The organism is Brucella intermedia LMG 3301 (genome assembly GCF_000182645.1).
GTDB lineage: Bacteria > Pseudomonadota > Alphaproteobacteria > Rhizobiales > Rhizobiaceae > Brucella > Brucella intermedia.
The window spans coordinates 400,256-425,672 of sequence record NZ_ACQA01000002.1 but is presented as its reverse complement, the minus strand read 5'-3'; the positions used below and the strand labels follow the sequence as shown (position 1 = coordinate 425,672).

The following is a 25,417-nucleotide window of genomic DNA, read 5'->3' as shown; positions in this document are numbered from 1 at the left end:
TCCGGGAGAAATAATTGGTTTGGGAGCAGCCGGGCGGTCACGTCACACGCCCCTCATCCGGTGCACCGCGGCACCGGCAACCGAAGCCGCGGCCAGAAACACGCCGCCCGACAGGGGCGCTGCGTCCAGTGCCGCGCCCGGCACCTGCCGATGCGAAGTGATGGCCAGAAGTGTGAGGTCCGGTCCGCAAAAACAGGGCATTGTCGGGGCTGGAACCGGGACTGGAATCTTTTCCAGCAGATTGCCGTCACGGTCGAAGCGGTTCAGGACACCCGCCGATACGCCCGCGCTCCAATAAGCGCCCCCGGCATCGCAAGCCCCGCCATCCGGCCTGCCGCTCTGCTCATCGAGATCGCGGATGCGCTTGCGCCCGCTGACGCCACCCGTCTCCGGGTCAAAGTCGTAGCGGTCGATCCACGGCCCGCGTGAATCCGTATGAAACATGGTTCTGCCATCCGCCGTCCAGGCGAGGCCGTTTGAAATCCTGAAGCCGTCGGCCTTCACGGATGCATTGCCATCCCCCGTCACCCGATAAAGCCGCGATATGGGCTCGCGCTCGGGACGGCCATCCATGCTGCCGACCCAGAACGCGCCGTCGGGACCGACCTTGCCGTCATTAAGGCGGGACGTTGCAGGCTCGTCAAAGGCGGACCATAACGCTTCCTGACTGCCGGTTTCAGGATCAAACAGCACGACCTCGCGCGATAGCGCCACGACAAGCCTCCCGCTTTCGGTCAATCCGAGGCTTGCCACCTTGCTGTCGAAAGACCATTCGCGAAGCGGCCCCCGGTCAAGGTCGATTTCATATATGCGTCGCCCCTCGATATCGCAGGCAAAGAGTGTCTGCCTGCGATCATCCCAGACCGGGCTTTCCATCAATTCCCCGCGCAGATCGGCTATGCAGCGAAACGGCTCCATCATTCAGCCTCCGTCTTTCTCCTGACAACGTCAGGGTGATCGAGCACGAAACCGGAGAGTTCCAGTCCAAGGCCCGCGCCTTCGAATGGATAGATCACGCCTTTTTCGATGCGCGGCATCACCGTCACCAGATCGCGATACCAGGACGTGTAATAGGCGCGGACCGACTCCTGATAGATCGCGTTCGGCGCATTGAGCGACAGGTGAATGGAAGCGGCGAACACCACCGGGCCGGTGCAGTCATGCGGCGCGATGGGTCGCTGGAAGGCCTCGGCCATGGTGGCGATCTTCTTGGCTTCGGAAAGCCCGCCGCACCATGAAATGTCGAGCATCACATAGTCGGAAGCATCGGCACGCAGCACATCGAGAAACTGCGCGCGCGTCGCCATGGTTTCGCTGGCGCAGACCGGAATGCCGGACTGGCGCGCATAAACGGCAAGCGCCTGCGGGTTCATCATCTTGATCGGATCTTCCGACCAGAATGGCCGGAAGGCCTTCAGCTCGCGCGCAATGGCCAGCGCCGATGTGAGGTCCCACATGGAGTGGAACTCGACCATGATTTCCATCCGGTCGCCAACCGCATCGCGTATCTGGCGGAATGGTTGCAGCGCCTTGTCGAGATCACCGGCATGGATGAAATTCCCGCCGGAAGCGACGGCAAACGGATCGAAGGGCCAGATTTTCATGGCCGTTATGCCTTCCGACAGAAGGCTTTCGGCAAGCGCGCCCGCATCCCTGTGAAAGGCGAGCTGGTCCTCGTATGGCCCCTCCTTCGCTTCGTCCGCATCGCCGATATAGCGGCGCGCGCCGCTCTTGTTATAGGTGTAACCGGCGCAGGTATTGTAGGTGCGGATCGATTGGCGCGACAGGCCGCCCAGCAATTGGTGGATCGGCTGGCCGGTCAGCTTGCCGAAAATATCCCAAAGCGCGATGTCGATTGCCGATGCGGCGCGGATTTCCACGCCCGAGGAACGAAAGCCGACATAGGGTTCCAGCAGCAGTTTTGAAATGCGGTCGATCTCCAGCGGGTTCTGGCCAAGGAGCAGCGGCGCAACATCGCTGTGGATATAGGCTGCAACCGCATTTGCCCCACGAAATGTTTCGCCAAGCCCGACGATACCTTCGTCGGTGTGAACCTGCACCCACAAGATGTTGTTGAGGTGCGGAAGCTGCACCGTTTCGATTGCGGTGATTTTCATCCTGTAGCCTCAATGCGCGGACGGTTGACGGTTACGTGCCACGATCTGCGTCGGATTGACGAAGCGCAGCGCCAGAAGCAGCCAGACCAGCGAAGTGACCATGTAGATGACCGCCATGGCATCGATGGACTGCACCGAGCGGACCCCGGCGGCGAACACCGAATAATAGAGCGCGACCACCAAAGTTTGCGATGTCGGCCCGGCGGTGAGGAAGGTCAGTTCGAACATCGCCACCGTGCGCACCAGAACCAGAAGCATGGCCGCGAGAACGCCCGGCATCAGCATGGGCAGAAGCACATGGATGAAGAGTTTGAACGTGCCTGCGCCGAACACGCGCGCCGCCGCCTCCACCTTCGGGTCGATCTGCTCGATGAACGGGATCATCACCAGAATGACGAAGGGGACCGTCGGCACGAGATTGGCAAGCACCACACCCCAGAAAGTGCCGCCCACGCCGAACTTGTAGAGCACGGTCGCCAGCGGAATGCCGAAGGTTATCGGCGGCACCAGAAGCGGCAGCAGGAAGATCAGGAGCACCAGCTTCTTGCCGGGAAAATCGCGGCGCGCCATGGCATAGGCTGCGGTCACGCCCAGAATGCCCGACAGGATCACCACGGCAAAGACGACCTGAAACGTGACCAGCAGCACCTGATCGAGCTGGAATTCGGCCCAGGCCGCCGCATACCAGCGTGTGGTGAACGCTTCCGGCAACCAGGTGCCGAGCCAGCGCGTGCCGAAGCTCGAAACCACCACAGCCGTGATGACCGCAAGAACATTGAGCACGAAGAAGCCGGTCACGAGCCAGACGAGGGTGATCCAGAGCTTGGAAAGGACGGAAGTATCGCGGATCATGGTCTATCCCTTTCCGCCGGCGGTGGAACCGCGATAGAAGAGCGAACGCACGCCGAGAAGCGCGCCGACGACAAGCAACTGCACGCCCGCCATGATCATCGCGATGGATGAAGCCATGGAGTCGTCATATTGCTCGAACGCCGCCTGTGCCGCGGCAATCGAGATCACGCGCGTCGGACCCGACGGCGCGCCCAGAAGGACGGCGGAGGGAAACACGGCGAATGCCTGCACGAAGGTGAGACAGGCCGCGACGACCAGCCCCGGCACCAGCAATGGCAGCATGACATGGCGGAAACGCTGCCAGCTGTTTGCGCCATGGGTGGCGGCGGCGCGTTCCAGCGCGGGATCGATACCCGTGATATAGGAAAGCGTCAGCAGGAAGGTGAACGGAAACACCGTGATGACCAGCGATGCGAAGACGCCCCAGTAGTTGTTGGTGAGCTTCAACGGGCTGTCGATAAGGCCGATGGTGATCAGCGTGCGGCTGAACCAGCCTTGCGGTCCCAGATAGTTCAGCAGCCCCTCCGCGATCAGGACGGTGCCAAGCGTTACCGGCAGGACGAGGATCGTGGTCAGCAGGCGCTGGCGGCGCATCAGCCGCACGCGCATGGCAATGGGCACCGCGAAAAGGACACTGATGAGGGTAACGGGAACTGCCAGCCACAGCGTCGCGCCGATGGTCTTGTAGAGGTAGGGATCGGAGAAGAACTTGCTGTAATTGGCAAGCGCTCCGCCTCCGTCGAGCGGGTTGAAGGACAGTACCAACCCGTAAAGAAACGGATAGATGAACACGCCCACCACAAAAAGCAGCGCGGGCAGGATCAAAAGGGTGACGCCATCGAAGCCGCGATTGGCGAGGCGTTGCCGCAGGCCGGGCCGCAAGGCGGGATTGAGCGGTGCGTCTGCATAAGTTTCAACTGCCATCGCTCAGCCCTCCGCCGGAAAGACCAGCGCATGGCCGGCATCGATGCCGAGCACGATGCGGCTGCCGGGTTCAACGCCGTGCGGCCCGTGAAAGATCAGTTCCATCCCGGTTTCGGTGCGGGCGGTGCCGACATACTCGCGCCCGCGATATTCGATGGTCTCGACGATGGCCTGCAAGTCGTTGCGATGGCCCGAACCGGACACGACATCATCGCCGCGCGCCATGAGCACAGCATCATCGCCCGGCCGAAGCTCGTCCATGGCGCGCCCGACGAGTTCGCTTCCGGCCACGGCAATGTCCGCCTGCCCGTTTTCGACGCGCAGAACCTTGCCCGGCAAGGCGTTGCGGAAGCCCATGAAGGCGGCAACGTCGCGATAGCGCGGCTCTTCGTAAAGTTCGTGCGGCTTGCCCACCTGACGGATTTCGCCATCGCGCAGGACCACGATGCGGTCGGCAAGCGACAGGGCCTCGTCCTGGTCATGGGTCACATAGATCGTCGTGGAGCCGAGCTGATTATGGATGCGGCGGATTTCGGCGCGCATCTCAAGGCGCAGCTTGGCATCGAGATTGGACAGCGGCTCGTCCATCAGAACCAGCGGCGGCTCGATGACGATGGCGCGGGCAATCGCCACGCGCTGCTGCTGGCCGCCGGAAAGCTGTCCGGGCAGTTTTTCCTCCTGCCCTTGCAGTCGCACCAGAGCCAATGCGGCCCGCGCGCGCTTTTCGATCTCGCTTTTCGCCAGACCGCGCATCTTGAGGCCGAAGCCGACATTCTGCAAAACGTTCATATGCGGAAACAGCGCATAATTCTGGAACACCATGCCGAAGCCGCGATCCTCGGGCTTCAGCTGGTCCACCCGCCGCTCGTCGATATAGATGCCGCCGCCCGTCGTGCCGAGAAGTCCGGCGATGCAGTTGAGAGCCGTCGATTTTCCGCAGCCCGAAGGCCCCAGAAGCGCGATGAACTCGCCCTTGCGGATGGTGAGGTTGATATCCCTCAGGGCAGCGAAAGTCCCGAATGAACGGCTCATGCGGTCGAGCCGGAGTTCTTGAAATGACATTGACGCAAGCACCATGGTTTGGAATTGGCGAGTATCGGCGCCCCGCGACGGGCCGTTTGCAGCCCGTCACGCAGCCGTGGGTTCTTCAGCCCCCGGCGACCTCTTCGTCCCAGCGGCGGAACGCGGCGACCAGCGCCTCCGGCTCAAGCGGCAGCTCGATCGGATTATTGGCGATCCAGTCGGCATATTCCGGACGGCCGAACTCCGCGATGATGTTCTGGCTTTCCTTCGGCGCCATCTCGATGGTGACATCCTTCACCGCCGGGCCCGGATAGAAATATCCAGCGTCATAGGAATAGGCCTGCTGGTCGGGCTTGAGCGCGAACTTGATGAACTCCATCAGCACCGCCACCTTTTCCTCCGGTACGCCCTTGGGGATCGCGAAATAATGCGCGTCGCAAACCCAGTGGAAGCCGTCGAGCTTGCTGACGCCCATCTCCTTCGGCACCACCCCCAGCGCACGCGGATTGATATCCCAGCCGGTAGTCGTCACCGTCATGTCGCGCGTGCCTTCGCCCAGTTCCTTCATGAGCGCGCCCGTGCCTGCCGGATAATATTCGATGTTCTTGTGCAATTCCTTCAGATAGGCCCAGGTCTTGTCCCAGCCCTTGACCGGGTCTTTCGGGTCGCTGTCCTTCAGGAGATAGGGAAGCCCCATCAGGAAGGTGCGCCCCGGACCGGAATTGGCCGGGCGGGCATAGATGAACTTGTTCGGATTTTCCTTTGCCCAGGCGAGCAGTTCTTCCGCGGTCTTCGGCGGCGTCTTCACCTTGTCCGGATGATATTCAAGCAGGGGGCCGGATGGATAATAGGAAACGACGACGCCCTTGCCCTTCGACATTTCCTGCATGCGCCAGGCGGGTTCCAGATAGATATCCTGCAACTTCGGCAGGCCATTGTCCGGCAGCGCAATGATGTCGGTCCATATGTCGTCGGCAAGCCCGGCGGAAAGCGCGTCCGGTCCGACGATCACCATGTCGATGTCGATGCGGTTGGCGCGCTGCTGCGCCTTGATCTTTCCCGGCAGTTCCGGCGCCGGTGCCTTGTTGAAGGTGAAGCGCGAAACAAGCGCCTTCTGCCCGGCTGCGAAATTATCGAAGATCGGCTGTGTCAGCGCCAGATTGCCAGCGGCATCGATGACGTTGAGCGCCACCGGCGAGGACGGCAGTTTCGCCGACTGCGCCCATGCGCCCTTCGGCAGCATGAGCCCCATGCCGGTCGCAATCCCGGCCCCCGCCATGAATGTGCGGCGTGAAATTCCCTTGTTCATGTTCTCCTCCACTTTCTGGTTATCCGGTGCGCCCCTCTTCTCCCTGTCAGGACGCCCGGGTTCATTTGTCAGACAATGCCATCGCTCTCCCAGCCGGAGACGATCTTGCGAAGCGTCCCCCGATCATTCGCTTCAAGCTGCGGCAATCCGGGAAGCCGCACCTTGCCCACATCGAGCCCCTGAATCTGCAAGGCTTCCTTCACAACGGTCACATTGGCGCCGTTGCGGTATCTGGTGCGCATGGTCTCGAAATCGGCAACGCTTTCGACCACTGCCCGCGCCCTTGCGAAATCTCCCGCCTCCAGCGCGTTCCACACGGCAAGCGAGCGCTTCGGCGCGACATTGACGAGGCCGGAGGTGAAACCGCGCCCACCAAGGGCATAGAACGGCAAGGCCCAGCTTTCCGCCAGACCGCAGATCCAAGTCGCTTCCATGCCCTTCGTCGCCCGGCAGCACTCGAAGAAAAGCATCGTGTTCTGCGATGCGAACTTGACGCCTGCGACCTTCGGATGGGTGGCAAGGCGCACCATTTCATCGAGCGGGATCAAATCCGAGCGGATATAGGCGACGATGGGCAGGTCGATGGCTTCGGCAATGGCGATGAAGTAATCCACCTGCGCGTGGGGCGCGGCGAAGGGATCGAGCGGATGGTGGATCATCACGCCATCGGCCCCCGCCTTGCCTGCCGTGCTCGCGACCCGGATCGCCTCGCGCACCGAACGCCCGGCGGCAGCCGTTACAGCAGCCTTTCCGTCAACCGCGGCAATGGCAATCGCCTGAAGCCGGATGACTTCATCCTCGGTAAGACTGTAGAATTCGCCGGTATTCCCCCCGGTGACGATGTTATGAACACCTGCCTGCGCGATGCGCCCGACGATTTCACCCGTCAGTCCGGCATCGATCTCGCCCCTTGCGTCATAGGCAGTCGCATGCACGCCCGAAATGCCGCGAAGCACCCGGCGGTAGCCCGCTAAATCCATTATTTCCTCCCAATGTACCGGTCAGAAGACCAGTTCGATATGCGTATCCCCCGCTTTCACGATGTGCTCACGCATCAGCCGCTCGGCCAGATCGCCGTTGCGGGCCGTGATTGCCTGCATGATAGCCTCATGTTCCTTGAACGACTGGCGGCGCACATCCTCGCGCGACAGGACTGTCACTCTTGCGGCGTGGTCGTACATGCGCTGCGCATTCTGCAACCGGCGCAGATATTCGCAGCCCGATGCCTCATGGATGCCGTCGTGGAACTTCTCGTTCAACTCGATCAGCAGATCGACATTGCCCGCTTCCACCGCCGCGCGCATTTCCTCGATCACCGCGCGAAGAAAGCCGAACGCCTCCTCGCCGCCATGCTTGGCCGCCTGCCGCGCAATGATGCTTTCCAGCGCGGCACGGGCGAGCGTCATTTCCTCGGCCTGCCGCGCATTGAACGATACGAACGTCCCGCGCCGCGCCTCGGTCCTGACCAGCCCTTCCCCTTCCAGCTGGCGCAGCGCCTCTTTCAACGGGCTCGTGCTGATGCCCAGATCGGAAGCCAGCTGCCTCTCGTTCAGCTTCTCGCCAGACTTGATGCGTCCGGAAATGATCGCCTCCCGCAGATTGTCATGCACATGGTCTCTGAGGCTCTTCACCTTGATCGGAGAAAGGGGGGAAACGTTATCACCCAAGGCAGCACCTGTTTGTCACGAACTTTCGGCTCTGATCCTGAAACAGCGAATCTGATATGTCAATATCTGATACATCAGATATCAAATGAAACTGACCCGCAGACTGGCAGACGGTAAAAAGATGGCGAAACGCCGTCTTTCCCGGAAAGCCTCTTGCAAAAGACGGGTGCGCTCCGGCCTGAAACCGGCAGCAAAATGGGAGCGGTTGTGCGGGTGGGCCTGTTGCGCCGCCCAGAGCATTTTCAGCAAAAGTGTGCAACGTCCACGCGGGGAAATCAGTTCACTGGACTGATTTCTATCCCGCTTCGATGCGTTGGATAATGCGATAAAACAAATGGTTAGAGCGGTTCCGGCGTTCTGTCAGAACGGAAACCGCTCTAGGACTGATCCAGTCCGGCCTGCGCGACATGCAGGCGCCTGTAGCGCCCATCCTTCATTTCCAGAAGCGCGGCATGACTGCCCTGCTCGGCGATGCGCCCGCCCTCCACCACCAGAATGCGGTCGGCATTGACGATGGTTGCGAGGCGATGCGCGATCACCAGCGTGGTGCGGCCTTGCGAAAGCTCGGCCAGCGACTGCTGGATGGCGCGTTCGGTTTCCGTATCGAGCGCCGACGTCGCTTCATCGAGGATAAGGATAGGCGGGTTTTTGAGGAATATGCGCGCAATGGCCAGGCGCTGCTTCTGCCCGCCGGAAAGCTTCACGCCACGCTCGCCGATAATCGTGTCATAGCCGTCCGGCAGGCTGGCGATGACACCATCAAGCCGCGCGCGGCGCGCGGCCTCGGCGATTTCCGCGTCGGTCGCATCAAGACGGCCATAGGCTATGTTTTCCCGGATCGTTCCCGCGAACAGGAAAACATCCTGGCTGACGATGCCGATGTTGGAGCGCAGGGATTTCAGCGTCATATCGCGAATGTCGATGCCGTCGGCAAGGATCGCACCCTTCGTCACATCATAAAAGCGCGGCAGCAGCGAGCAGATCGTGGTCTTGCCCGCACCCGATGGACCGACGAAGGCAATGGTTTCGCCCGCGCGGATGGAAATATCGAGGCCGTCGACAATGGGACACGCGGCGTTGTAGCCGAAGCTCACACCGCGATATTCTATATCACCGGTGAGGCGCGCAACCGTCTGCGCACCGGGGCGGTCCGCAATATCCGGGCGCGTGTCGAGAAACTCCGTATAGCGCTGGAAACCGGCAATGCCCTTGGGATAGGTCTCGATGACCGAATTGATCTTTTCAATCGGGCGGAAGAACACGTTGACCAGCAGCAGGAAGCCGACGAACCCGCCAGCCGTCAGTTCGCCGCGCACCACGAACCACGCGCCCGCCAGCATCACCACGACCTGCACGAAGCGCATCGACAGATAGGAGAGCGACATGGACGCCGCCATGATCTTGTAGGCAGCAAGCTTGGTGGTCAGATATTTGTCGTTGCTTTCGGCGAAAAGCTGCCGCTCATGGTCCTCGTTCGTAAAGGCCTGAACGACGCGGATGCCGCCGACATTCTCCTCGATGCGGGCGTTGAAATCGCCGACGCGCCGGTAAAGCGCGTGCCATGTGTTGGTCATGCGCCCGCCGTAACGGGTGGTGACATAGGCCGACAGCGGAACGATGACGGCGGTAATCAGCGCCAGCGGCGGATGCACCCACAGCATAAGGATGAAGGCGCCGATCAGGGTCATGATCGCGATGAAGACATCCTCGGGGCCGTGATGCGCTACCTCGCCGATTTCTTCCAGATCCTTGGTCAGCCGCGCGACCAGATGGCCGGTCTTCTGGTTGTCGAAGAAGCCGAAGGAGAGCTTCTGCAAGTGATCGAAAGCCTTGCGCCGCATCTCTGTCTCGATCTTGATGCCGAGCATATGCCCCCAATAGGTTACGATGACCTGAAGGAAGGCATTGAGAACATAGATGGCGAGCAAGCCAACCGCAGCGATGGCGATAACGCCGAGCTGCCCGGTGGGCAGCAGCTTGTCGATGAAAAGCGTGACGGCGACCGGAAAGGCAAGCTCAAGCAGGCCGGATGCCACCGCACTGGAAAAATCCAGCGCGAACAGCCCACGATGCGGACGGTAATATCCGGCAAAGCGTTTCAGCAACCCAGCCATGATGCGGCTCCCTCGAAATCAATCACAGGGTGCCTAACTCATTCATCTCCTTATTAAAAGGGTAATCTGACCCCAAAGTTCAAGATTGGGGCGCCACCGTTGCCATCCGGTTGAGAATGCGGTCGTGGAAAAGCATTCCCAGACACATCATCGCGACGAAGAGCCAGACCTGCGGCAGGCCCATCGAGAGCGCCGACACGACAGGACCGGGGCAGAAGCCGGCGAGCCCCCACCCCGCGCCGAATATCGCGGAACCGGCGATCAGCCGCCGGTCGATTTCTGTCTTTTCCGGCAGATGGAAGGATTGGCCGAGCACGGGCCGCGCCATGCGCCGCTGCAACAGGACGCCGGGGATTGCCACCAGCAGAGCACCGCCCAGCACGAAGGCAAGGCTCGGATCCCAATGGCCGCTGGCAATATTCAGGAATCCCGTCACGCGGGCGGGATCGATCATGCCCGACAGCGACAGGCCGAAACCGAAGATCGCACCGGCAAGCAAGGTCACGGAGAGGCGCGCGAATGCCGACTGTTTCATAGGAACGCTCCCGAAATGGTGGCAACCACGATGCCGGTTATGAGGAAAGTGAGCGTCGCCGCTATCGAGCGCCAGGAAAACCGCGCCATGCCGAGAATGCCGTGGCCTGACGTGCAGCCCGAACCCATGCGGGTTCCGACACCGACCAGAAGCCCGGCCACGACGATGACGGGCCATGACATGGCCATGGTGACGGGGGGAAAGGAGCCATAAATCGCGGCATAGATAATCGGACCCAGAACGAGGCCGACGACGAAAACCGCATTGGCCGGGATCTGCTGGCCACCCAGAAGCCGCCCGACGATGCCACTGATACCGGCGATGCGTCCGTTCATGAGAAGAAGCAGGACCGCGGAAAGGCCAAGCAGCATTCCGCCCGCCAGCGATTGCAGATAGGTGGCGATCATGTCCTGGCCTCCGATGCACAGAAAATGCCGTAGAGAGCCTCGATCAACTGCGCGGCCCTCGCTTCCGTCAGCCGGTAGAAAATCTGCTTCGCCTCGCGACGGGTTTCGACCACGCCCGCCTCCCGCAGCACGCCCAGTTGCTGCGACAGCGTCGGCTGATGGATGCCTAGCGCTTCCTCCAGCTCGCCGACCGAATATTCACCTTCTGCAAGCGTGCAGGCCAGCATGAGCCGCGCCGGATGCGACAACGTCTTGAGGAGTTCGGCAACCTCTGTTGCCCGGCCTTCCATTTGCGCGCGCGTCATCCTCTTTGCATTGGCGGGCGCACGGCCCGAAATCGCATCCATCTCGTCACCTCACAAACAATATACAATTAAATATAATATATATTGAGTTTTGCAAGAGGAAGCCGGAACAATGATGCCGCCGTTCATTTCCGAACGGCGGCACCAAAGTCAGTATGCGAGAAGCGACTGGACTGCGGCCAGTTCCGTCTGGCGCAATTCGTGCCCGCCCGGATGCCAGACAAGCTCGACATCGGCTTTCTGGCGCTCGAAATATTGCGCCAGCGCTTCCGTCAGGTCCGGCGGACAGATGGGGTCCATCCGCCCGGCGGTCATGAGGATTTTCGCTCCTTCAAGCGCCGGATTATCCTTCGGCCTGAACGGGACCAGCGGATGCAGAAGCGCTGCCTTGTCGAAGACCCTGCCTTTCTCGATCAGCAGGTTCGCCATGATGTTGGCCCCGTTGGAATAGCCGAGCCCGATCACTTCGGACGGCTTGTGTTCAGCCGCAAGGGCGGCAATGAACCCGGCCATCTTGTCGGTGGCGCGGGCAAGGTCTTCCATGTCATAGACGCCCTCGCCCGTGCGGCGGAAGAAGCGCGCGGCGCCATATTCCGACACGTCGCCGCGCGGCGACACGATGGTCGCGTCCGGCAAAAGCTGTTCCGCCAGTCCGAAGAACTGGTTTTCGTCGCCGCCTGTGCCGTGAAACACGATGAAGAGCGGCGCACCCTTTGCACCGGCCTTCAGCCGGTGCTCATAGGTTTGAGTGGTCATGTTCGTTTCCTCCCTGCGCCTCAGATCTTGTCGAGATGTTCTTCAAGATAGCTGCGCAGATGCTGGTGCTGCGTCGGCAGCTTCAAAGCTTCGCCAAGATGCGCCGTGTCCTCGTCGCGGTCGAAACCGGGTTCGTTGGTCGCCACCTCGAACAATACGCCGCCCGGCGTGCGGAAATAGATCGCCCAGAAATAATCGCGGTCGATGACCGGCGTGACGTGATAGCCCGTATCCATCAGCGCCTTGCGCACTTCCAATTGCTTCTCGCGATTTTCGACGGCGAAAGCCACATGATGCACGGAACCCGCGCCCTGCTGGTTGCGGCCCACTGCCGGAAGTGTCTCCAGATCGATGACGCCCGCGCCATTGCCCTCCGGCATGAGGAAGCGGCTGACGCCGTCCTTCGCGTCGAGCTTCTGGTATCCCATATATTTCAGCAGTTCGGCTGTAGCGCCCTCGTCGCGAAGCCGCATCGAGACCGAATGAAAGCCACGGATTGCATGGTCGGGATCGATCCCTTCATGCGCCCATGGCGCACGCGGATCGTCCTTCACTTCGACCAGCGCAAAGCTGTCGCCGTCCGGCCCGCGAAAATGGACACGCTTTTCACCGAACGCCTCGTCTTCCGAATCCACCTTGACGGCAGACTGCTCGAACCGGTCCTTCCAGAAACCGAGCGAGCCCTGCGGCACGGCAAAGACGGTCGTCCCCACCTCGCCCGTGCCGTCGCGTCCGCGCGGTATGCCGGGGAACGGGAAATAGGTCATGACGGTGCCGGGCGTGCCAACTTCGTCACCATAATAGAGGTGGTAAACGCTCGGATCGTCGAAATTGACGGTCTTCTTGACGCGGCGCAGCCCCAGGACATCGGTAAAGAACCGGTTGTTGGAGCGCGCATCGGCGGCAAGCAAGGTGACGTGGTGGAGGCCCTTGATCTGGTTAAGCATGGCGATCTCTCCTATTGTGTTGCCGCTAATATAACCATCGTCATGGGACTTGAAATATTGACGGTGCTACACAGATTGTATCTGTTTCAGATACAGTTGCGGGCAACCGCGATTTCCATCTGGACGCAGCACTCTTTGAACGTTTAGCTACCGCTAACCCAACACAGAAAGGTTTCCCATGGCATCCGGCTTGTTCGCACTTCTCGATGATGTCGCGGCCATTGCGAAGATGGCGGCAGCCTCGCTCGACGATGTCGCAGGACAGACGGCAAAGGCCAGCGCCAAGGCGGCGGGCATCGTCATCGATGACACGGCCGTCACCCCGAAATATGTCGTGGGGCTGAAACCGGAACGCGAATTGCCGGTCATCTGGAAGATCACCAAGGGATCGCTGCGCAACAAGCTCGTCTTCCTGCTGCCGCTGGCGCTCATCCTCGGCTATTTCGCGCCGTCCTTCATCATGCCGCTTCTCATGATCGGCGGCGTCTATCTGGCTTTTGAAGGAACGGAAAAGCTGGTGGAATTCTTCATTCCGCACAGCGAAGATGCACATGAGGAAACCAAGGCCGGCACGCCGCAGGAGATCGAGGAAACGACCGTCAATGGCGCAATCCGCACCGATTTCATCCTGTCGGCGGAAATCATGGCGCTGACGCTGGCAGGGCTCGCCCCTTCAAGCATCTATACGCAGGCGGCTATCCTCGCCAGCGTCGCCATACTGATCACCTTCGTCGTTTACGGCGTGGTCGGCATCATCGTGAAGCTCGATGACGTGGGCGTCTCGCTGGTACGCAACAGCCATACCGCTTTCGGCAGGCAGCTTGGCAAGGGACTGGTCGCGGGCATGCCCATCATCCTCAAGGTTCTGAGCACCGTCGGCACCGTCGCCATGCTCTGGGTCGGCGGCAGCATCATCGTTCACGGGCTGGATTCCATCGGCGTCCACAGCGTCGAAGCCTTCATCCATTCCCTCGTTTCGCACCTGCCGACCGAAGGTACCCGTTTTGCAGCCGCCTTCGAATGGATCGCAACGTCTTTCCTGCAGGCAGTGCTTGCCGTCCTGATCGGCATTGTCGTGGTGATCGTCGTCAAGGGCTACAAGTCCCTGAAGGCGAAGGCCTGAATCAGAAAGCCCGGCAAAAGCCGGGCTTTTCAATGAATTATATCGTGAAGCTCAGATATTGGGCTCGATCTTGCCCTTCCTCTTGGCTCCGCCCTTGTCCTTAGCGGTGAGCCTGTCGATATAGGCGAGGAACAGCGCCGAGAATACGAATGCCAGATGGATGATAGTGAACCACATCAGCTGGCCCGACGTATAGCTGGTCGCGTTAAGGAATATCTGCAGCAGGTGGATCGACGAGATCGCAACGATGGTCGAGGCGACCTTGATCTTGAGCGAACCGGCATCGATGGTGCCGAGCCAGTGCACCTCGTCGCCCGCCTGATCGAAGCGGCTGACGAAATTCTCATAGCCCGAAATGATGACCATGACCACGAGGCTCGCAATCAGCGCCGCGTCGATGAGCCCGAGGACTTTCAGGATCGTGTCGGTATCGTTGAGCGCGGTGACTTTCGTGGCAAAATCGAACAGTTTGCCCACGAAGGATACGGCATAGATCGCCAGCGCCACGGCAAGGCCGAGATAAAAGACCACCAGCAGCCAGCGCGACGCCAGAATGATGTTTTCGATCAGGAGTTCAATTCGTTTCATCGATCCGTTTCCAGGTAATCATGCGGATACCCTCTTAAAAAACATCGCGCCTTTGACAAGCGCGAGAGATATTGAATGATGTGCAAAAGTAGGAACGCGACCGCTTTCCTGCAATATCAGCCTGCCTCTGTCGCCTCGAGCAATTCCAGCGCAAGCCTCCGTGCGCCCGCGGAAATATCCGGATTGAAGATCAGCCAGTAGCCCTTGTCGCTCGTCTGCGACACCTCGCAGGCATGGACAAGCTGTCCGCGCTGCACCGCGCCGTCGATCAGCCCCGCCCAGCCGAGCGCCACGCCCTGATCGGCAATCGCTGCCTCGATCACCAGGTTATAGGTGTTGAAGACCAGCCCGTAATTGCCGTCCTCAATATCTTCACCGATAGCATCGAGCCATGACTGCCATGTGAACCAGCGGTCGCCCTGCAAGGTGTCGAGATGCAGGAGCGAGGCCGCGCCGAGCCGTTTTCCGTCCGGAAAGGGACCATGCGCGGCAAGATAGGCCGGGGAGCACACCGGCACGACCTTTTCGCCGATGAAGGCTATGGCGTCCTTCGGGAAGTCCCCGCGTCCGCCGAAGAGGATTGAAATGTCCGCGTCACGCCGGTCGAGCGGCTGAAGCATGGACGATGCCGTGATGCGCACATCCACTTCCGGATGTTTCGGGCGGAACTGCGCGACACGCGGCATCAGCCAGAAGGTTGCGAAGCCGTAATCGGTTGCGATGCGCAATCCCGGCGCACGCTGGCGACGTCTGATCTGCTGCACCGCCTCATCGATTCCATCCAGACCGCTGCGCACCGCATCGTAAAGAATGCGGCCTTCGGGCAGAATTTCGACCCCGCGGGCGCGCCGGGCGAACAGCACGACACCCAGACGCTCCTCGATGCGTTTTATCTGATAACTCACCGCCGGTTGCGTCATGCCCAGTTCACGCGCTGCGAGGGTCAGATTTTCCAATCGTCCCACCGCTTCGAAAACGCCAAGGCTGCCAAGATCCCAGGATGGAGAAACCATAAAAACTTTCTATAGCTTCGATAAAAAATGAATGGGTTTTTCCTTAGCCTAAATGATGTTTTCCTTAAAGTAGGAATGCGAGACATAACCGGTTTTAATCTATAAGAGGGGTCATCAAATGCGCTACTTCAAGATTGCGGCACTGGCGTTCACGGCACTGGCGGGGCTTTCGGGAACGGCTTCCGCTGCCGATCCGGCGGCTTGCGAAACCATCCGCCTGTCCGATCCGGGCTGGACCGACATTACCTCCACCAACTCCATCGCCAGCGTCTTGCTGGAAGGGCTCGGCTATAAGCCGGATGTGAAGACCATGTCCGTGCCGATCGGCTATGAGGCGCTGAAAACCGGCAATCTGGACGTCTTCCTGGGCAACTGGATGCCCGCGCAACAGAAATTCCGCGACGATCTCGACAAGGCCAAGGCTGCCGAAGTCATCGTGAAAAACCTCGAAGGTGCGAAGTTCACGCTGGCCGTGCCGGACTATGTGGCAAGCGAAGGCGTAAAGAATTTCACCGACCTTGCCGCCCATGCCGACAAGTTCGGCAAGGAAATCTACGGCATCGAACCGGGCGCGCCCGCCAACCAGAACATCCAGAAGATCATCGAGGACCAGAAATTCAAGCTCGCCGGCTGGAAGCTGGTGGAATCGAGCGAGCAGGCAATGCTCGCGCAGGTGGACCGCAAGAACAAGGACAAGAACTGGGTCGTGTTCCTCGCCTGGGCACCGCACCCGATGAACACAAAGCTGAACATCGAATATCTGGCAGGCGGCGATGACTATTTCGGCCCGAATTTCGGTGGCGCGGAAGTCTACACGCTTGGCCGCACCGGATGGGCAGCACAGTGCCCGAATGCGGCAAGCTTCTTCAAGAACCTCGTCTTCACCGTCGACATCGAGAACGAACTGATGGGCAAGATTCTCGATGGCGGTGCGGAAGGTCCCGCAGCCGCGAAGGAATGGCTGAAGGCGCATCCCGACCAGATCGACAAGTGGCTTGCAGGCGTCACCACCTTCAAGGGCGAACCGGGCGCGGAAGCCGTCAAGGCAAGCCTCGGCCTCTGATCCTGACAAGCACGACGAGCAAGGCGGGCGTTTCGGCGCCCGCCATTTCGCGTTTCCACACCTGCCAACGGTTCCGCACAATGAAAAAGCCGAATATCCTCATCCTCATGGTCGACCAGCTGAACGGCACCTTCTTTCCGGACGGCCCGGCCAAATTTCTCCACGTTCCACATTTGAGAAAGCTTGCCGAACGCTCTGCCCGTTTTGCCAATTGCTACACGGCCAGCCCGCTTTGTGCTCCCGCGCGCGCATCGTTCATGTCAGGCCAGTTGCCGTTCCGCACCGGCGTCTACGACAATGCGGCGGAATTTTCGTCGGAAATCCCGACCTATGCGCATCACCTGCGCAACGCCGGCTACCAGACGGCGCTTTCCGGCAAGATGCATTTCGTCGGGCCGGACCAGCTCCACGGTTTTGAACAGCGGCTTACGACCGACATCTACCCGGCGGATTTCGGCTGGACGCCCGATTATCGCAAGCCCGGCGAGCGCATCGACTGGTGGTATCACAATCTCGGCTCCATCACCGGAGCAGGTTCCGCCGAAATCACCAACCAGCTCGAATATGACGATGAGGTGGCCTATCAGGCCGAAGCGAAGCTCTATGATCTGGCTCGCGGCCACGACCAGCGGCCATGGTGCCTGACGGTCAGCTTCACCCATCCGCACGATCCCTATGTGGCGCGCAAGCGCTTCTTCGATCTTTATGCGGATATTCCCGAACTCGATCCGAAAATCGGACCGCTTGATGAAAGCGGGATCGACCCGCATACCGAGCGGCTGCTGCGGGCCTGCAAGGCGGAGGACTACGACCTCACCCGCGAACAGGTTCGCGCGGCGCGGCAGGCATATTTCGCCAATATTTCCTATGTGGACGAGAAGATCGGCGCGCTGCTCGATGTGATCGAGCGCTGCGGCATGGCGGACGACACGATTGTCGTCTTCACTTCCGACCATGGCGACATGCTGGGCGAACGCGGCCTGTGGTTCAAGATGAGCTTCTTTGAAGGTTCCGCCCGCGTTCCTCTGATGATTGCCGCGCCGCAATTGCAGGCTGGCCGCGTGGACGCGCCGGTCTCCACGCTCGACGTTCTGCCGACACTGGCAGACCTTGCCGGCATAGACCTCAAGGGCATCATGCCATGGACCGATGGCGTTGCGCTGGCAGGTGTTGCTTCGGGCTCCGCCGAACGCGGCGCGGTGCCTGTCGAATATGCCGCCGAGGGCACGGTCGCGCCGATGGTTTCGCTGCGCGATGGAGACTGGAAGCTCAACCTGTGCCGCGCCGACCCGCCGCAACTTTTCAACCTTGCCGACGATCCGGACGAGATGCGCAATCTGGCGGAAAATCCAGAGTTCAAGGCAGTTCTGGACAATCTTCTGGCCAAGGCGGAACAGCGCTGGAATCTGGATCGCTACGATGCCGACGTTCGCGCCAGCCAGGCGCGCCGCCATGTCGTCTATCCGGCGCTGCGTAACGGCGCCTATTATCCATGGGATTACCAGCCGCTGCAAAAGGCGTCCGAGCGCTATATGCGCAACCATATGGACCTGAACGTGCTGGAAGAAAACCAGCGCTTTCCGCGCTGATCAGCAAAGCGGGGCCCCACGGCCCCGCCTGCTCCAGTTCCTACTGTTCCGAGAACTCAAGAACCGTGCCGCTGGCATTTTCCGGCAACACGGCGATGCCTGCCGGTGTCGTCACGTGGGAAACGCCGTTGGCATCGAGAACGCCACGCGCCTTGTCCAGCGACGCAACGCGAATGCGCAGGGCGGCAAAAGCCTTGCCCGGCGTCTGGCCGAAATCCACACCGGGATAGAGTGCGGCGGCTTTCTCGGCGGTTACAACCCATATGTCTGCCGAACGCGTGCCGGTCGAAACCTTCCATCCGCCATCCTGCGCGCCGGCCTTGCCGTCCGCGAAAAGGCGGGCAAACCCCTTGGCGGCTGTTTCCGGGTCTGACGAAATGGCAATAATGGCGGAAAGGCCATTCGCGCCATTTGCATGTTCGATCAGCTCCGGCAGCCAGACAGTTTCTCGGGTCTTGTGCTGGCACATGAACACCATGCCTTGCGGAACTTCGCTTTCCGCGAAGGATACGGTTTCAAAGGCCGCGATACCCTCGCCGCCACCCGGCAGTTGAACCGGACGCTGGAACGCGCCGACCTCACCTGTCCCTAGGCCGAGCGCGCCCAGTTCCGCCTTGGCGTCGCGCGCATTGTCGATCCGGCAGGCAATGGCATGCAGGCCTTCACCCTGCGCCGCCAGTTTCTCGCGCTGGTGCAGATTGCCCGGCGTCTCGGCGACGATGCCAAGCAGCTCGAAATAATCCTCCGGAAACATGATCGTGTAGTTGCCGGTTCCCTTCTCCTTGCTGTGCAGCCCGCGCGGGCTCAGCGTGAAACCGAAACGGCGATATTGCTCGGCACTTTTCTCCAGATCGCCGACCAGCAGGAAAATATGATCGACGCCTTTGACCGGATGAGACATGCAAAACTTCCTTTTACTTCTTGGTCGGAGCCAGAACGATCTCGTGGATCGTAACCTTGGGATTCATATTGGCAACATAGAGTGCCGTTTCAGCCATATCCTCGGGCTGGATGACCTCATCCATGCGGGAAAGATCGAAACCCGGACGGCGCGCCAGAAGCGGCGTCGCCACCTCGCCGGGGCAAAGCACGGTCGACCGGATACCGTTCTGCCCTTCCTGCGCATTGAGGCTGGCGCTCAGATCGTTGAGCGCATGTTTGGACGCACCATAGGGAACGCCGCCGCCGGGCGACGAAAACCGCCCTGCCCATGACGAAGTGTGGATCATCAACCCGCCGCCTTGCGCGCGCATGGGCGTCAGGGCGGCAGCAATCACGTTGATCGCCCCCTTGATGTTGATATCGATGACATCGTCCCAGGAATCGAAATCGATATCCGCCCAGCTGCGGCGCGGAATATTGAGACCGGCATTGTTGCAGAGCACGTCCAGACGGCCCGCCCATTCGACGATAGCTCCGGCAGTAGCAGCAATTGCCTCCCGGTCGAGAACATCCGCCGGAAAAATCCGCGCCTCGCCGCCATTGGAAGCAATTTCCCCGGCAATTGCTGCCAGCGCATCCGCCTTGCGGCCCGTAAGCGCCACCCGCCAGCCCTCACGAGCGAAGCGCCGCGCCATGGCAGCGCCGATGCCCGACCCGGCCCCGGTAATCCAGACCGTACCGGGTACGATTTTGCCCGAATTGGCGTTCAGCTCGGGAGAATTTTGGCTCATCAACAAACTCCGTCGTAAAAAATCGACATTTAATAACGCAGGCTGGCCGAGAATTTTTACCAATTTTGCGACGCATATTAGTTTATCTTGACAATATCGCCACGGAATCTAGCATATCAATGCTTGCATACAATAACGACCCTCTGAAGCGGCATTTCGTTGCAATTTCAGGGGCTTGCACAATATTGGGACGTGCGGGAAAAGAGGCTGGAAAGCCCTCCCTCAACGTCCTTCAGGGGAACAGAGAATGCATATCAGAAAAGCTGGCCTTGGCCTGTTTGTTGCGGCGTTTTCGCTTGCGGCGGTGTCTTCGCACGCCGAAGAAGTCAAGCGCGGCGGCACTGTCATCGTCCATATGAACACCGAACAGGGTGTGCTCAACCCTGCGCTGCGCGCTTCCACCGGCGTCTATCAGATCACCGGCCGCATCATGGAGCCGCTGATCGACCGCACCTATGAGGGTTATGTGCCGGTTCTGGCCACAAGCTGGTCGTCCTCGGAAGACGGCAAGGCCATCACCTTCAAGCTGCGCGAGAATGTGCGCTGGCATGACGGCCAGCCCTTCACCTGCGATGACGTTTCGTACAGCGCGATGAACCTCTGGAAGAAGCTGCTCAACTATTCGACGACGCTTCAGGCCAATCTCGAAGCCGTGGATTGCACCGATCCGCACACGGCGGTGTTCCGCTATTCCAAGCCGATGCCGCTCGACCTTCTGGTCGCGGCCATGCCAGATCTCGGCCACCCCGTGCCGAAGCATCTTTATGAAGGCACGGATGTTCTGAAGAACAAGTACAACGCCGCGCCGGTCGGCACGGGGCCGTTCAAGTTCGTCGAATATGAACGCGGCCAGCACATCATTGCCGAGCGCAACGAAGATTACTGGCGCGGCAAGGAATATCCTTACCTCGACCGCATCATCTGGCGCTTCATGCCGGACAAGGCAGCGGCTGCGGCGGCGCTCGAAGCCGGTGAAATGATGGAAACCGCCTTCAACGGCATTTCCATGTCGGATACCGAGCGCCTCCAGAAGGATGGCCGCTTCGATACCGGCACCAAGGGTTTTGAAAACAACGTCGCCCACTCGACCATCGAGTTCAACCTGCGCAATCCGATCCTTGCCAATCTGAAGGTTCGTCAGGCGATCTACCACGCGCTCGATATCGATTTCGCGATCAAGACGATCATGCGCGGCTATGCCAAGCCGGGTCGTGGGCCGATCCCGAGCACCGGCGGCGCCAACTACACGGATCAGGTTCAGACTTACCCGTACGATGTGGAAAAGGCGAAGAAACTGCTTGATGAAGCCGGATATCCCGTCAAGGAAAACGGCATCCGCTTCAAGCTGCGCCATCGCCCGGCCCCATGGGGTGAATATACGCAGCTCTGGGCTGAATATTACGCTCAGGCGATGAAGGAAGTCGGCATCGATGTCGAAATCCTCACCAATGATGCACCGGGCTTCCTGAACGGCGTCTATCGCGATCATGACTTCGACACCGCCAATGGCTGGCACCAGTTCCGCTCGGACCCGGCGGTTTCCACCACTGTGTGGCTGCGCTCCGGCGCTCCGGTCGGCACGGCATGGTCCAACCAGTTCGGCTACCAGTCCGACGAAATGGACAGCCTGATCGACAAGGCCGCGTCGGAACTCGATCCGGCCAAGCGCGCCGATCTCTATCATCAGATCCAGCAGCTTGAGATGAAGGACCTTCCGGTCATCTTCGCCATCGAACATCCGTTCGTCGGCGTGACCAACAAGGTGTTGAAGAACCACCACAACACGCCGCGCTGGGATTCTTCCAGCTGGTACGACCTGTGGATCGACCAATAAGCCAAAAGCTGTCGCTGCCGGTCATCCGGCAGCGGCTTCTCTCTTAAATCAATGCCGAAATGAATATCTTGCAGGATAATCCGCAATGCCCCTGCCCCCGATCCTGACCTTTGCGCTGCGACGTATCTTGCAGGCGATCCCCGTCATTCTCCTCATCATGATCGGGTCATTCCTGCTGATCAAGCTTGCCCCCGGCGACACGGTGGACGCGCTTGTCGGCGACATGGGCGGCGCTGACCCGCAATTCGTCGCCAATCTGCGCACCGAATATGGCCTCGACCAGCCGGTCTGGACGCAGCTCTGGATCTACATGACCAAGCTGGCGCAATTCGATTTCGGGTGGTCCTATGTCTACGAACAGCCGGTGCTGGACGTGCTGATGGCTCGCCTCGTGCCGACACTCCTGCTGATGGTTTCCTCGCTTTCGGTGGCTTTCATTTTCGGCATTGCGCTCGGCGCTTTCGCCGCTCGCAAGGCTTATTCGCTCACCGACAATGCGATCTCCACGCTAGGCCTGGTCTTCTATGCCATGCCAAGCTTCTTCCTCAGCCTCATCCTGATGTTCATCTTTTCCGTCAAGCTCGGCTGGCTGCCAGTCGGCGGCTACAAGACGCTGGGCGGGTTCTATACCGGCTGGAAGAATGTCTGGGATATTGCCGTCCACCTCGTCATGCCGACGACGGCGCTTTCGCTCATCTATCTTGCCTTCTACATGCGCCTGATGCGCACCAGCGTGCTGGAAGTGGCCGACCTCGACTATGTGCGCACAGCGCGCGCCAAGGGCGCCAGCGGCGCAAGGCTGATGTTTCATCACATCATGCGCAACGCATTCCTGCCTGTCGTCACGCTGCTCGGCCTGCAATTTTCCACCGTGCTTGGCGGCTCGGTCGTGATCGAGACGATCTTCTCGCTGCCCGGCCTCGGCCAGCTTGCCTACACCTCCGTGATCAAGCGCGACCTCAACACGCTGATGGGCATCATCTTCCTGTGCTCGGTGCTGGTGGTGATCGTGAATTTCATCACCGATCTCATCTATGCGCGGCTTGATTCCAGGATCGAACTGTCATGACTTCCCAGGACCTCTCCCTCACTCGCCCGCAGGTCTCCCGCACGAAAATTCTGTGGCAGCGTTTCAGCCGCAACCGCGCCGCCGTGCTTGGCCTTGTCCTCTTCATCGCCGTGGTCCTGATCGCACTGCTGGCGGATATCATTGCGCCCGGCGATCCGCTGCGGCGCGCTGGCGATCCGCTCGTCTGGCCGTTCCTCAACGCGGCAACGCCGCTCGGCACCGACCAGCTTGGCCGCGATATCATGGCGGGCATCTTCCATGGCGCGCGCATCTCGCTGCTGATCGGCGTGGTGGCTACCCTGATTTCCATCGTGATCGGCATCATCATCGGCGCGCTTGCCGGATATTACGGCGGCTGGGTGGATGACGTTCTGATGCGCATCACCGAAGCCTTCCAGACCGTGCCGAGCTTCGTGCTGCTTTTGACACTGGTGGCGATCTTCGGCTCGTCCATCGAGAACATCATCATCTGCATCGGCATTGTTTCATGGACCGCGCCTGCCCGCATGGTGCGCGCCGAATTTCTGGCGCTGCGCAAGCGCGAATTCATCGACGCCGCGCGCAATCTGGGCGTCGGCAATGTCTCGATCATCTTCCGCGAAATCCTGCCGAATGCCCTGCCGCCGGTGATCGTCTTCGCATCCGTGGTGATGGCAACCTCCATCCTCATGGAAAGCGCTCTCGCCTTTCTTGGTCTCGGCGACCCGAACTATGCAAGCTGGGGCAACATGATCGGTCAGGGTCGCGCCGTGCTGCGCACCGACTGGTTCTGCTCGGTCATTCCCGGCATCGCCATTCTGCTTACCGTCCTGTCCTTCAGCCTGCTCGGCGAGGGCCTCAACGACGCGCTTAATCCGAGGCAGAAGAAATAATGACCGCCGCACCTGTTCTTGAAATCACAAACCTGCAAATCGCGCTGCCGAAAGGCTCCGACCGGCCTTTTGCCTTGCAGGACCTGTCGCTAACCATCAATCCCGGCGAGATCGTCTGCCTCGTCGGCGAAAGCGGCTCCGGCAAATCGCTTTCGGCGGGTGCGATCATGCGCCTCCTGCCGGAACCGCATGTGCGCGTGACCCGTGGCACGATCAGGCTCGAAGGCACCGATCTTTATTCGCTCAGCGAAGCGGATATGAAGAAGCTGCGCGGCAACCGCATCGGCATGATCTTTCAGGAGCCGATGACCGCGCTCAATCCCCAGAAGACGGTCGGCTGGCAGATCGATGAGGTGCTGCGCCTGCACACGAAACTCGGCCGCAAGGAGCGCCGCGCCGCCGTGCTGGACATGCTGGCAGAAGTGAAGATTCCGGACTCGGAATCCGCCTATAACGCCTATCCGCACCAGATTTCCGGCGGGCAGCGCCAGCGTGTCATGATCGCCATGGCGCTGATCCTGAAACCGCGCCTCATCATCGCCGACGAGCCGACAACCGCGCTCGATGTGACCACGCAGGCGCAAATCCTCAAGCTGATCCGCGACCTGCAACGCGAGCACAATACCGGCATTCTGTTCATCACGCACGACTTCGGCGTGGTGGCGGAAATCGCCGACCGCGTGGCCGTGCTGCGGCTTGGCGAACTGGTGGAGGAAGGTCCGGCCAACGAAGTGCTGAACCACCCGCAGCACCCTTACACCAGGGCGCTGATCGCGTCTGTTCCGGCGCTCACTCCGCCGCCAGCCAAACCGTCTCTTGAACAGCCGGTCATTCTGAGGGCGAGCGCCCTGCGCAAGACCTTCAAGGCGCGCGGCGGCTTGCTCACCGGCAAACGCAGCGCCGTATCCGCCGTCAAGGACCTTTCGTTCGAGCTGCGCCAGGGCGAAACGCTGGGCGTCGTCGGTGAAAGCGGCTCCGGCAAGACGACCGTCTCGCGGATCGTCACCCGCCTGCTGGAAGCCGATAGCGGCAAGGTCGATGTGAATGGCAGGGATTTTCTGAGCGCCAGCCCGCGGGAAGTCCGCGCCATGCGCAAGGATATCCAGATGGTCTTTCAGGACCCGATGGCCTCGCTCAACCCGCGCCGCCGTGTCGTGGACCTCATCGCGCAGGGACCGATCGTCCATGGCGTGCCGAAGGAACAGGCACACGCGAAAGCCCGCGAATTGCTGGAACTGGTCGAGCTTTCGCCCGCTGCCGCCGACCGTTTCCCGCATGAGTTTTCCGGCGGGCAGCGCCAGCGCATCGGCATCGCCCGTGCTTTGGCGCTTGAACCCCGCATCATCGTCGCGGACGAACCCGTCTCCGCGCTCGATGTTTCGGTGCAGGCACAGGTGCTGCGTCTTCTGGCCGACCTGCGCGAAAGGCTCAACCTGTCGCTGCTTTTCGTAACGCACGACCTGCGCGTTGCAGCACAGCTTTGCGACCGCATCATCGTCATGTCGAAGGGCGAGATCGCCGAAGCCGGGCCAACGGCGCAAGTCTTCGCCAATCCGCAACATGAATATACACAGCGCCTGCTTGCCTCCATTCCCGGCAAGGGCTGGACACCGCCTCGTTTGGAACATGCGTGAAGC

At 60.5% G+C, this 25,417-nt stretch carries 25 protein-coding genes; 7 read left to right on the top strand and 18 right to left on the bottom strand.

What is annotated here, in order from left to right; genetic code table 11:
* Positions 1-42: 42 nt before the first annotated feature.
* The 14 genes from OINT_RS14485 to OINT_RS14420 form a co-directional block, all read right to left on the bottom strand.
* Entirely contained in the window at positions 43-921 is an 879-nt protein-coding gene (locus OINT_RS14485; RefSeq protein WP_006468604.1) for an SMP-30/gluconolactonase/LRE family protein, read from the bottom strand.
* Positions 918-2,117 (bottom strand): mandelate racemase/muconate lactonizing enzyme family protein, encoded by a 1,200-nt coding sequence (locus OINT_RS14480; RefSeq protein WP_006468603.1) that lies wholly within the window; start codon positions 2,115-2,117, stop codon positions 918-920. Before OINT_RS14480 ends, OINT_RS14485 begins: the two co-directional genes overlap by 4 nt.
* Before the next feature lie 9 nt (positions 2,118-2,126).
* Positions 2,127-2,969, bottom strand: coding sequence for an ABC transporter permease (locus OINT_RS14475; RefSeq protein ID WP_006468602.1), 843 nt, complete (start codon positions 2,967-2,969; stop codon positions 2,127-2,129).
* A 3-nt stretch (positions 2,970-2,972) separates the two neighbouring features.
* Positions 2,973-3,893 carry an ABC transporter permease gene (locus OINT_RS14470; protein WP_006468601.1) on the bottom strand — a complete coding sequence of 307 codons (921 nt, stop codon included), beginning with the start codon at positions 3,891-3,893 and terminating at the stop codon, positions 2,973-2,975.
* Positions 3,894-3,896: 3 nt separating this feature from the next.
* The gene (locus OINT_RS14465) at positions 3,897-4,970 is read right to left on the bottom strand and encodes an ABC transporter ATP-binding protein (RefSeq protein WP_006468600.1); all 1,074 of its coding nucleotides are present in this window, start codon (positions 4,968-4,970) and stop codon (positions 3,897-3,899) included.
* A 70-nt stretch (positions 4,971-5,040) separates the two neighbouring features.
* Complete coding sequence (locus OINT_RS14460; protein WP_006472240.1) at positions 5,041-6,225, bottom strand: extracellular solute-binding protein; 1,185 nt, start codon at positions 6,223-6,225, stop codon at positions 5,041-5,043.
* A 68-nt stretch (positions 6,226-6,293) separates the two neighbouring features.
* Complete coding sequence (locus tag OINT_RS14455) at positions 6,294-7,205, bottom strand: dihydrodipicolinate synthase family protein (RefSeq protein WP_006468598.1); 912 nt, start codon at positions 7,203-7,205, stop codon at positions 6,294-6,296.
* Positions 7,206-7,226: 21 nt separating this feature from the next.
* A complete protein-coding gene (locus tag OINT_RS14450; RefSeq protein ID WP_006472239.1) occupies positions 7,227-7,835 on the bottom strand; it encodes a GntR family transcriptional regulator in 609 nt (202 codons plus the stop codon).
* A 434-nt stretch (positions 7,836-8,269) separates the two neighbouring features.
* On the bottom strand, positions 8,270-10,006 hold the full coding sequence (locus OINT_RS14445; protein ID WP_006468596.1) for an ABC transporter ATP-binding protein: 1,737 nt from the start codon (positions 10,004-10,006) through the stop codon (positions 8,270-8,272).
* Between the two features lie 79 nt (positions 10,007-10,085).
* Positions 10,086-10,541 carry a YeeE/YedE family protein gene (locus OINT_RS14440; RefSeq protein ID WP_006472237.1) on the bottom strand — a complete coding sequence of 152 codons (456 nt, stop codon included), beginning with the start codon at positions 10,539-10,541 and terminating at the stop codon, positions 10,086-10,088.
* Positions 10,538-10,948 (bottom strand): YeeE/YedE family protein, encoded by a 411-nt coding sequence (locus tag OINT_RS14435; RefSeq protein ID WP_006468595.1) that lies wholly within the window; start codon positions 10,946-10,948, stop codon positions 10,538-10,540. The genes OINT_RS14440 and OINT_RS14435 overlap by 4 nt, the downstream gene beginning before the upstream one ends.
* Positions 10,945-11,295 carry a sulfite-sensing transcriptional repressor BigR gene (gene bigR / locus OINT_RS14430; RefSeq protein ID WP_006468594.1) on the bottom strand — a complete coding sequence of 117 codons (351 nt, stop codon included), beginning with the start codon at positions 11,293-11,295 and terminating at the stop codon, positions 10,945-10,947. Before bigR ends, OINT_RS14435 begins: the two co-directional genes overlap by 4 nt.
* Positions 11,296-11,403: 108 nt before the next feature.
* Positions 11,404-12,009, bottom strand: coding sequence for an alpha/beta hydrolase (locus OINT_RS14425; RefSeq protein WP_006468593.1), 606 nt, complete (start codon positions 12,007-12,009; stop codon positions 11,404-11,406).
* Between the two features lie 20 nt (positions 12,010-12,029).
* A complete protein-coding gene (locus OINT_RS14420) occupies positions 12,030-12,956 on the bottom strand; it encodes a VOC family protein (protein ID WP_006468592.1) in 927 nt (308 codons plus the stop codon).
* A gap of 178 nt (positions 12,957-13,134) precedes the next feature.
* On the opposite strand from OINT_RS14420, the gene OINT_RS14415 reads away from it, so the two are divergent.
* Positions 13,135-14,079 carry a DUF808 domain-containing protein gene (locus OINT_RS14415; protein ID WP_006468590.1) on the top strand — a complete coding sequence of 315 codons (945 nt, stop codon included), beginning with the start codon at positions 13,135-13,137 and terminating at the stop codon, positions 14,077-14,079.
* A 51-nt stretch (positions 14,080-14,130) separates the two neighbouring features.
* Here the strand turns inward: OINT_RS14415 and OINT_RS14410 are convergent, their stop codons facing one another.
* Both OINT_RS14410 and OINT_RS14405 read right to left on the bottom strand, forming a co-directional pair.
* Positions 14,131-14,667 (bottom strand): TIGR00645 family protein, encoded by a 537-nt coding sequence (locus OINT_RS14410; RefSeq protein ID WP_006468589.1) that lies wholly within the window; start codon positions 14,665-14,667, stop codon positions 14,131-14,133.
* A gap of 116 nt (positions 14,668-14,783) precedes the next feature.
* Positions 14,784-15,680 (bottom strand): LysR substrate-binding domain-containing protein, encoded by an 897-nt coding sequence (locus tag OINT_RS14405; RefSeq protein WP_006468588.1) that lies wholly within the window; start codon positions 15,678-15,680, stop codon positions 14,784-14,786.
* A 118-nt stretch (positions 15,681-15,798) separates the two neighbouring features.
* Between OINT_RS14405 and choX the strand changes: the two genes are divergently transcribed.
* Both choX and betC read left to right on the top strand, forming a co-directional pair.
* Positions 15,799-16,743, top strand: a complete 945-nt coding sequence (choX, locus tag OINT_RS14400; protein ID WP_006472236.1) for a choline ABC transporter substrate-binding protein — start codon at positions 15,799-15,801, stop codon at positions 16,741-16,743.
* A gap of 80 nt (positions 16,744-16,823) precedes the next feature.
* Entirely contained in the window at positions 16,824-18,332 is a 1,509-nt protein-coding gene (gene betC / locus OINT_RS14395) for a choline-sulfatase (RefSeq protein WP_006472235.1), read from the top strand.
* Positions 18,333-18,372: 40 nt separating this feature from the next.
* Here the strand turns inward: betC and OINT_RS14390 are convergent, their stop codons facing one another.
* Together OINT_RS14390 and OINT_RS14385 are read right to left on the bottom strand one after the other, a co-directional pair.
* Positions 18,373-19,233, bottom strand: a complete 861-nt coding sequence (locus OINT_RS14390) for a VOC family protein (protein ID WP_006468586.1) — start codon at positions 19,231-19,233, stop codon at positions 18,373-18,375.
* A gap of 13 nt (positions 19,234-19,246) precedes the next feature.
* Positions 19,247-20,005, bottom strand: a complete 759-nt coding sequence (locus OINT_RS14385) for an SDR family oxidoreductase (protein ID WP_050791022.1) — start codon at positions 20,003-20,005, stop codon at positions 19,247-19,249.
* Between the two features lie 247 nt (positions 20,006-20,252).
* Between OINT_RS14385 and OINT_RS14380 the strand changes: the two genes are divergently transcribed.
* The 4 genes from OINT_RS14380 to OINT_RS14365 all read left to right on the top strand — a co-directional run bounded on the left by OINT_RS14380 (position 20,253) and on the right by OINT_RS14365 (position 25,414).
* Positions 20,253-21,839 (top strand): ABC transporter substrate-binding protein, encoded by a 1,587-nt coding sequence (locus OINT_RS14380; RefSeq protein ID WP_006472234.1) that lies wholly within the window; start codon positions 20,253-20,255, stop codon positions 21,837-21,839.
* Between the two features lie 85 nt (positions 21,840-21,924).
* Entirely contained in the window at positions 21,925-22,908 is a 984-nt protein-coding gene (locus OINT_RS14375) for an ABC transporter permease (RefSeq protein ID WP_006468583.1), read from the top strand.
* Complete coding sequence (locus tag OINT_RS14370; protein ID WP_006468582.1) at positions 22,905-23,780, top strand: ABC transporter permease; 876 nt, start codon at positions 22,905-22,907, stop codon at positions 23,778-23,780. The genes OINT_RS14375 and OINT_RS14370 overlap by 4 nt, the downstream gene beginning before the upstream one ends.
* On the top strand, positions 23,780-25,414 hold the full coding sequence (locus tag OINT_RS14365) for an ABC transporter ATP-binding protein (protein WP_006468581.1): 1,635 nt from the start codon (positions 23,780-23,782) through the stop codon (positions 25,412-25,414). The genes OINT_RS14370 and OINT_RS14365 overlap by 1 nt, the downstream gene beginning before the upstream one ends.
* Positions 25,415-25,417 lie beyond the last annotated feature (3 nt).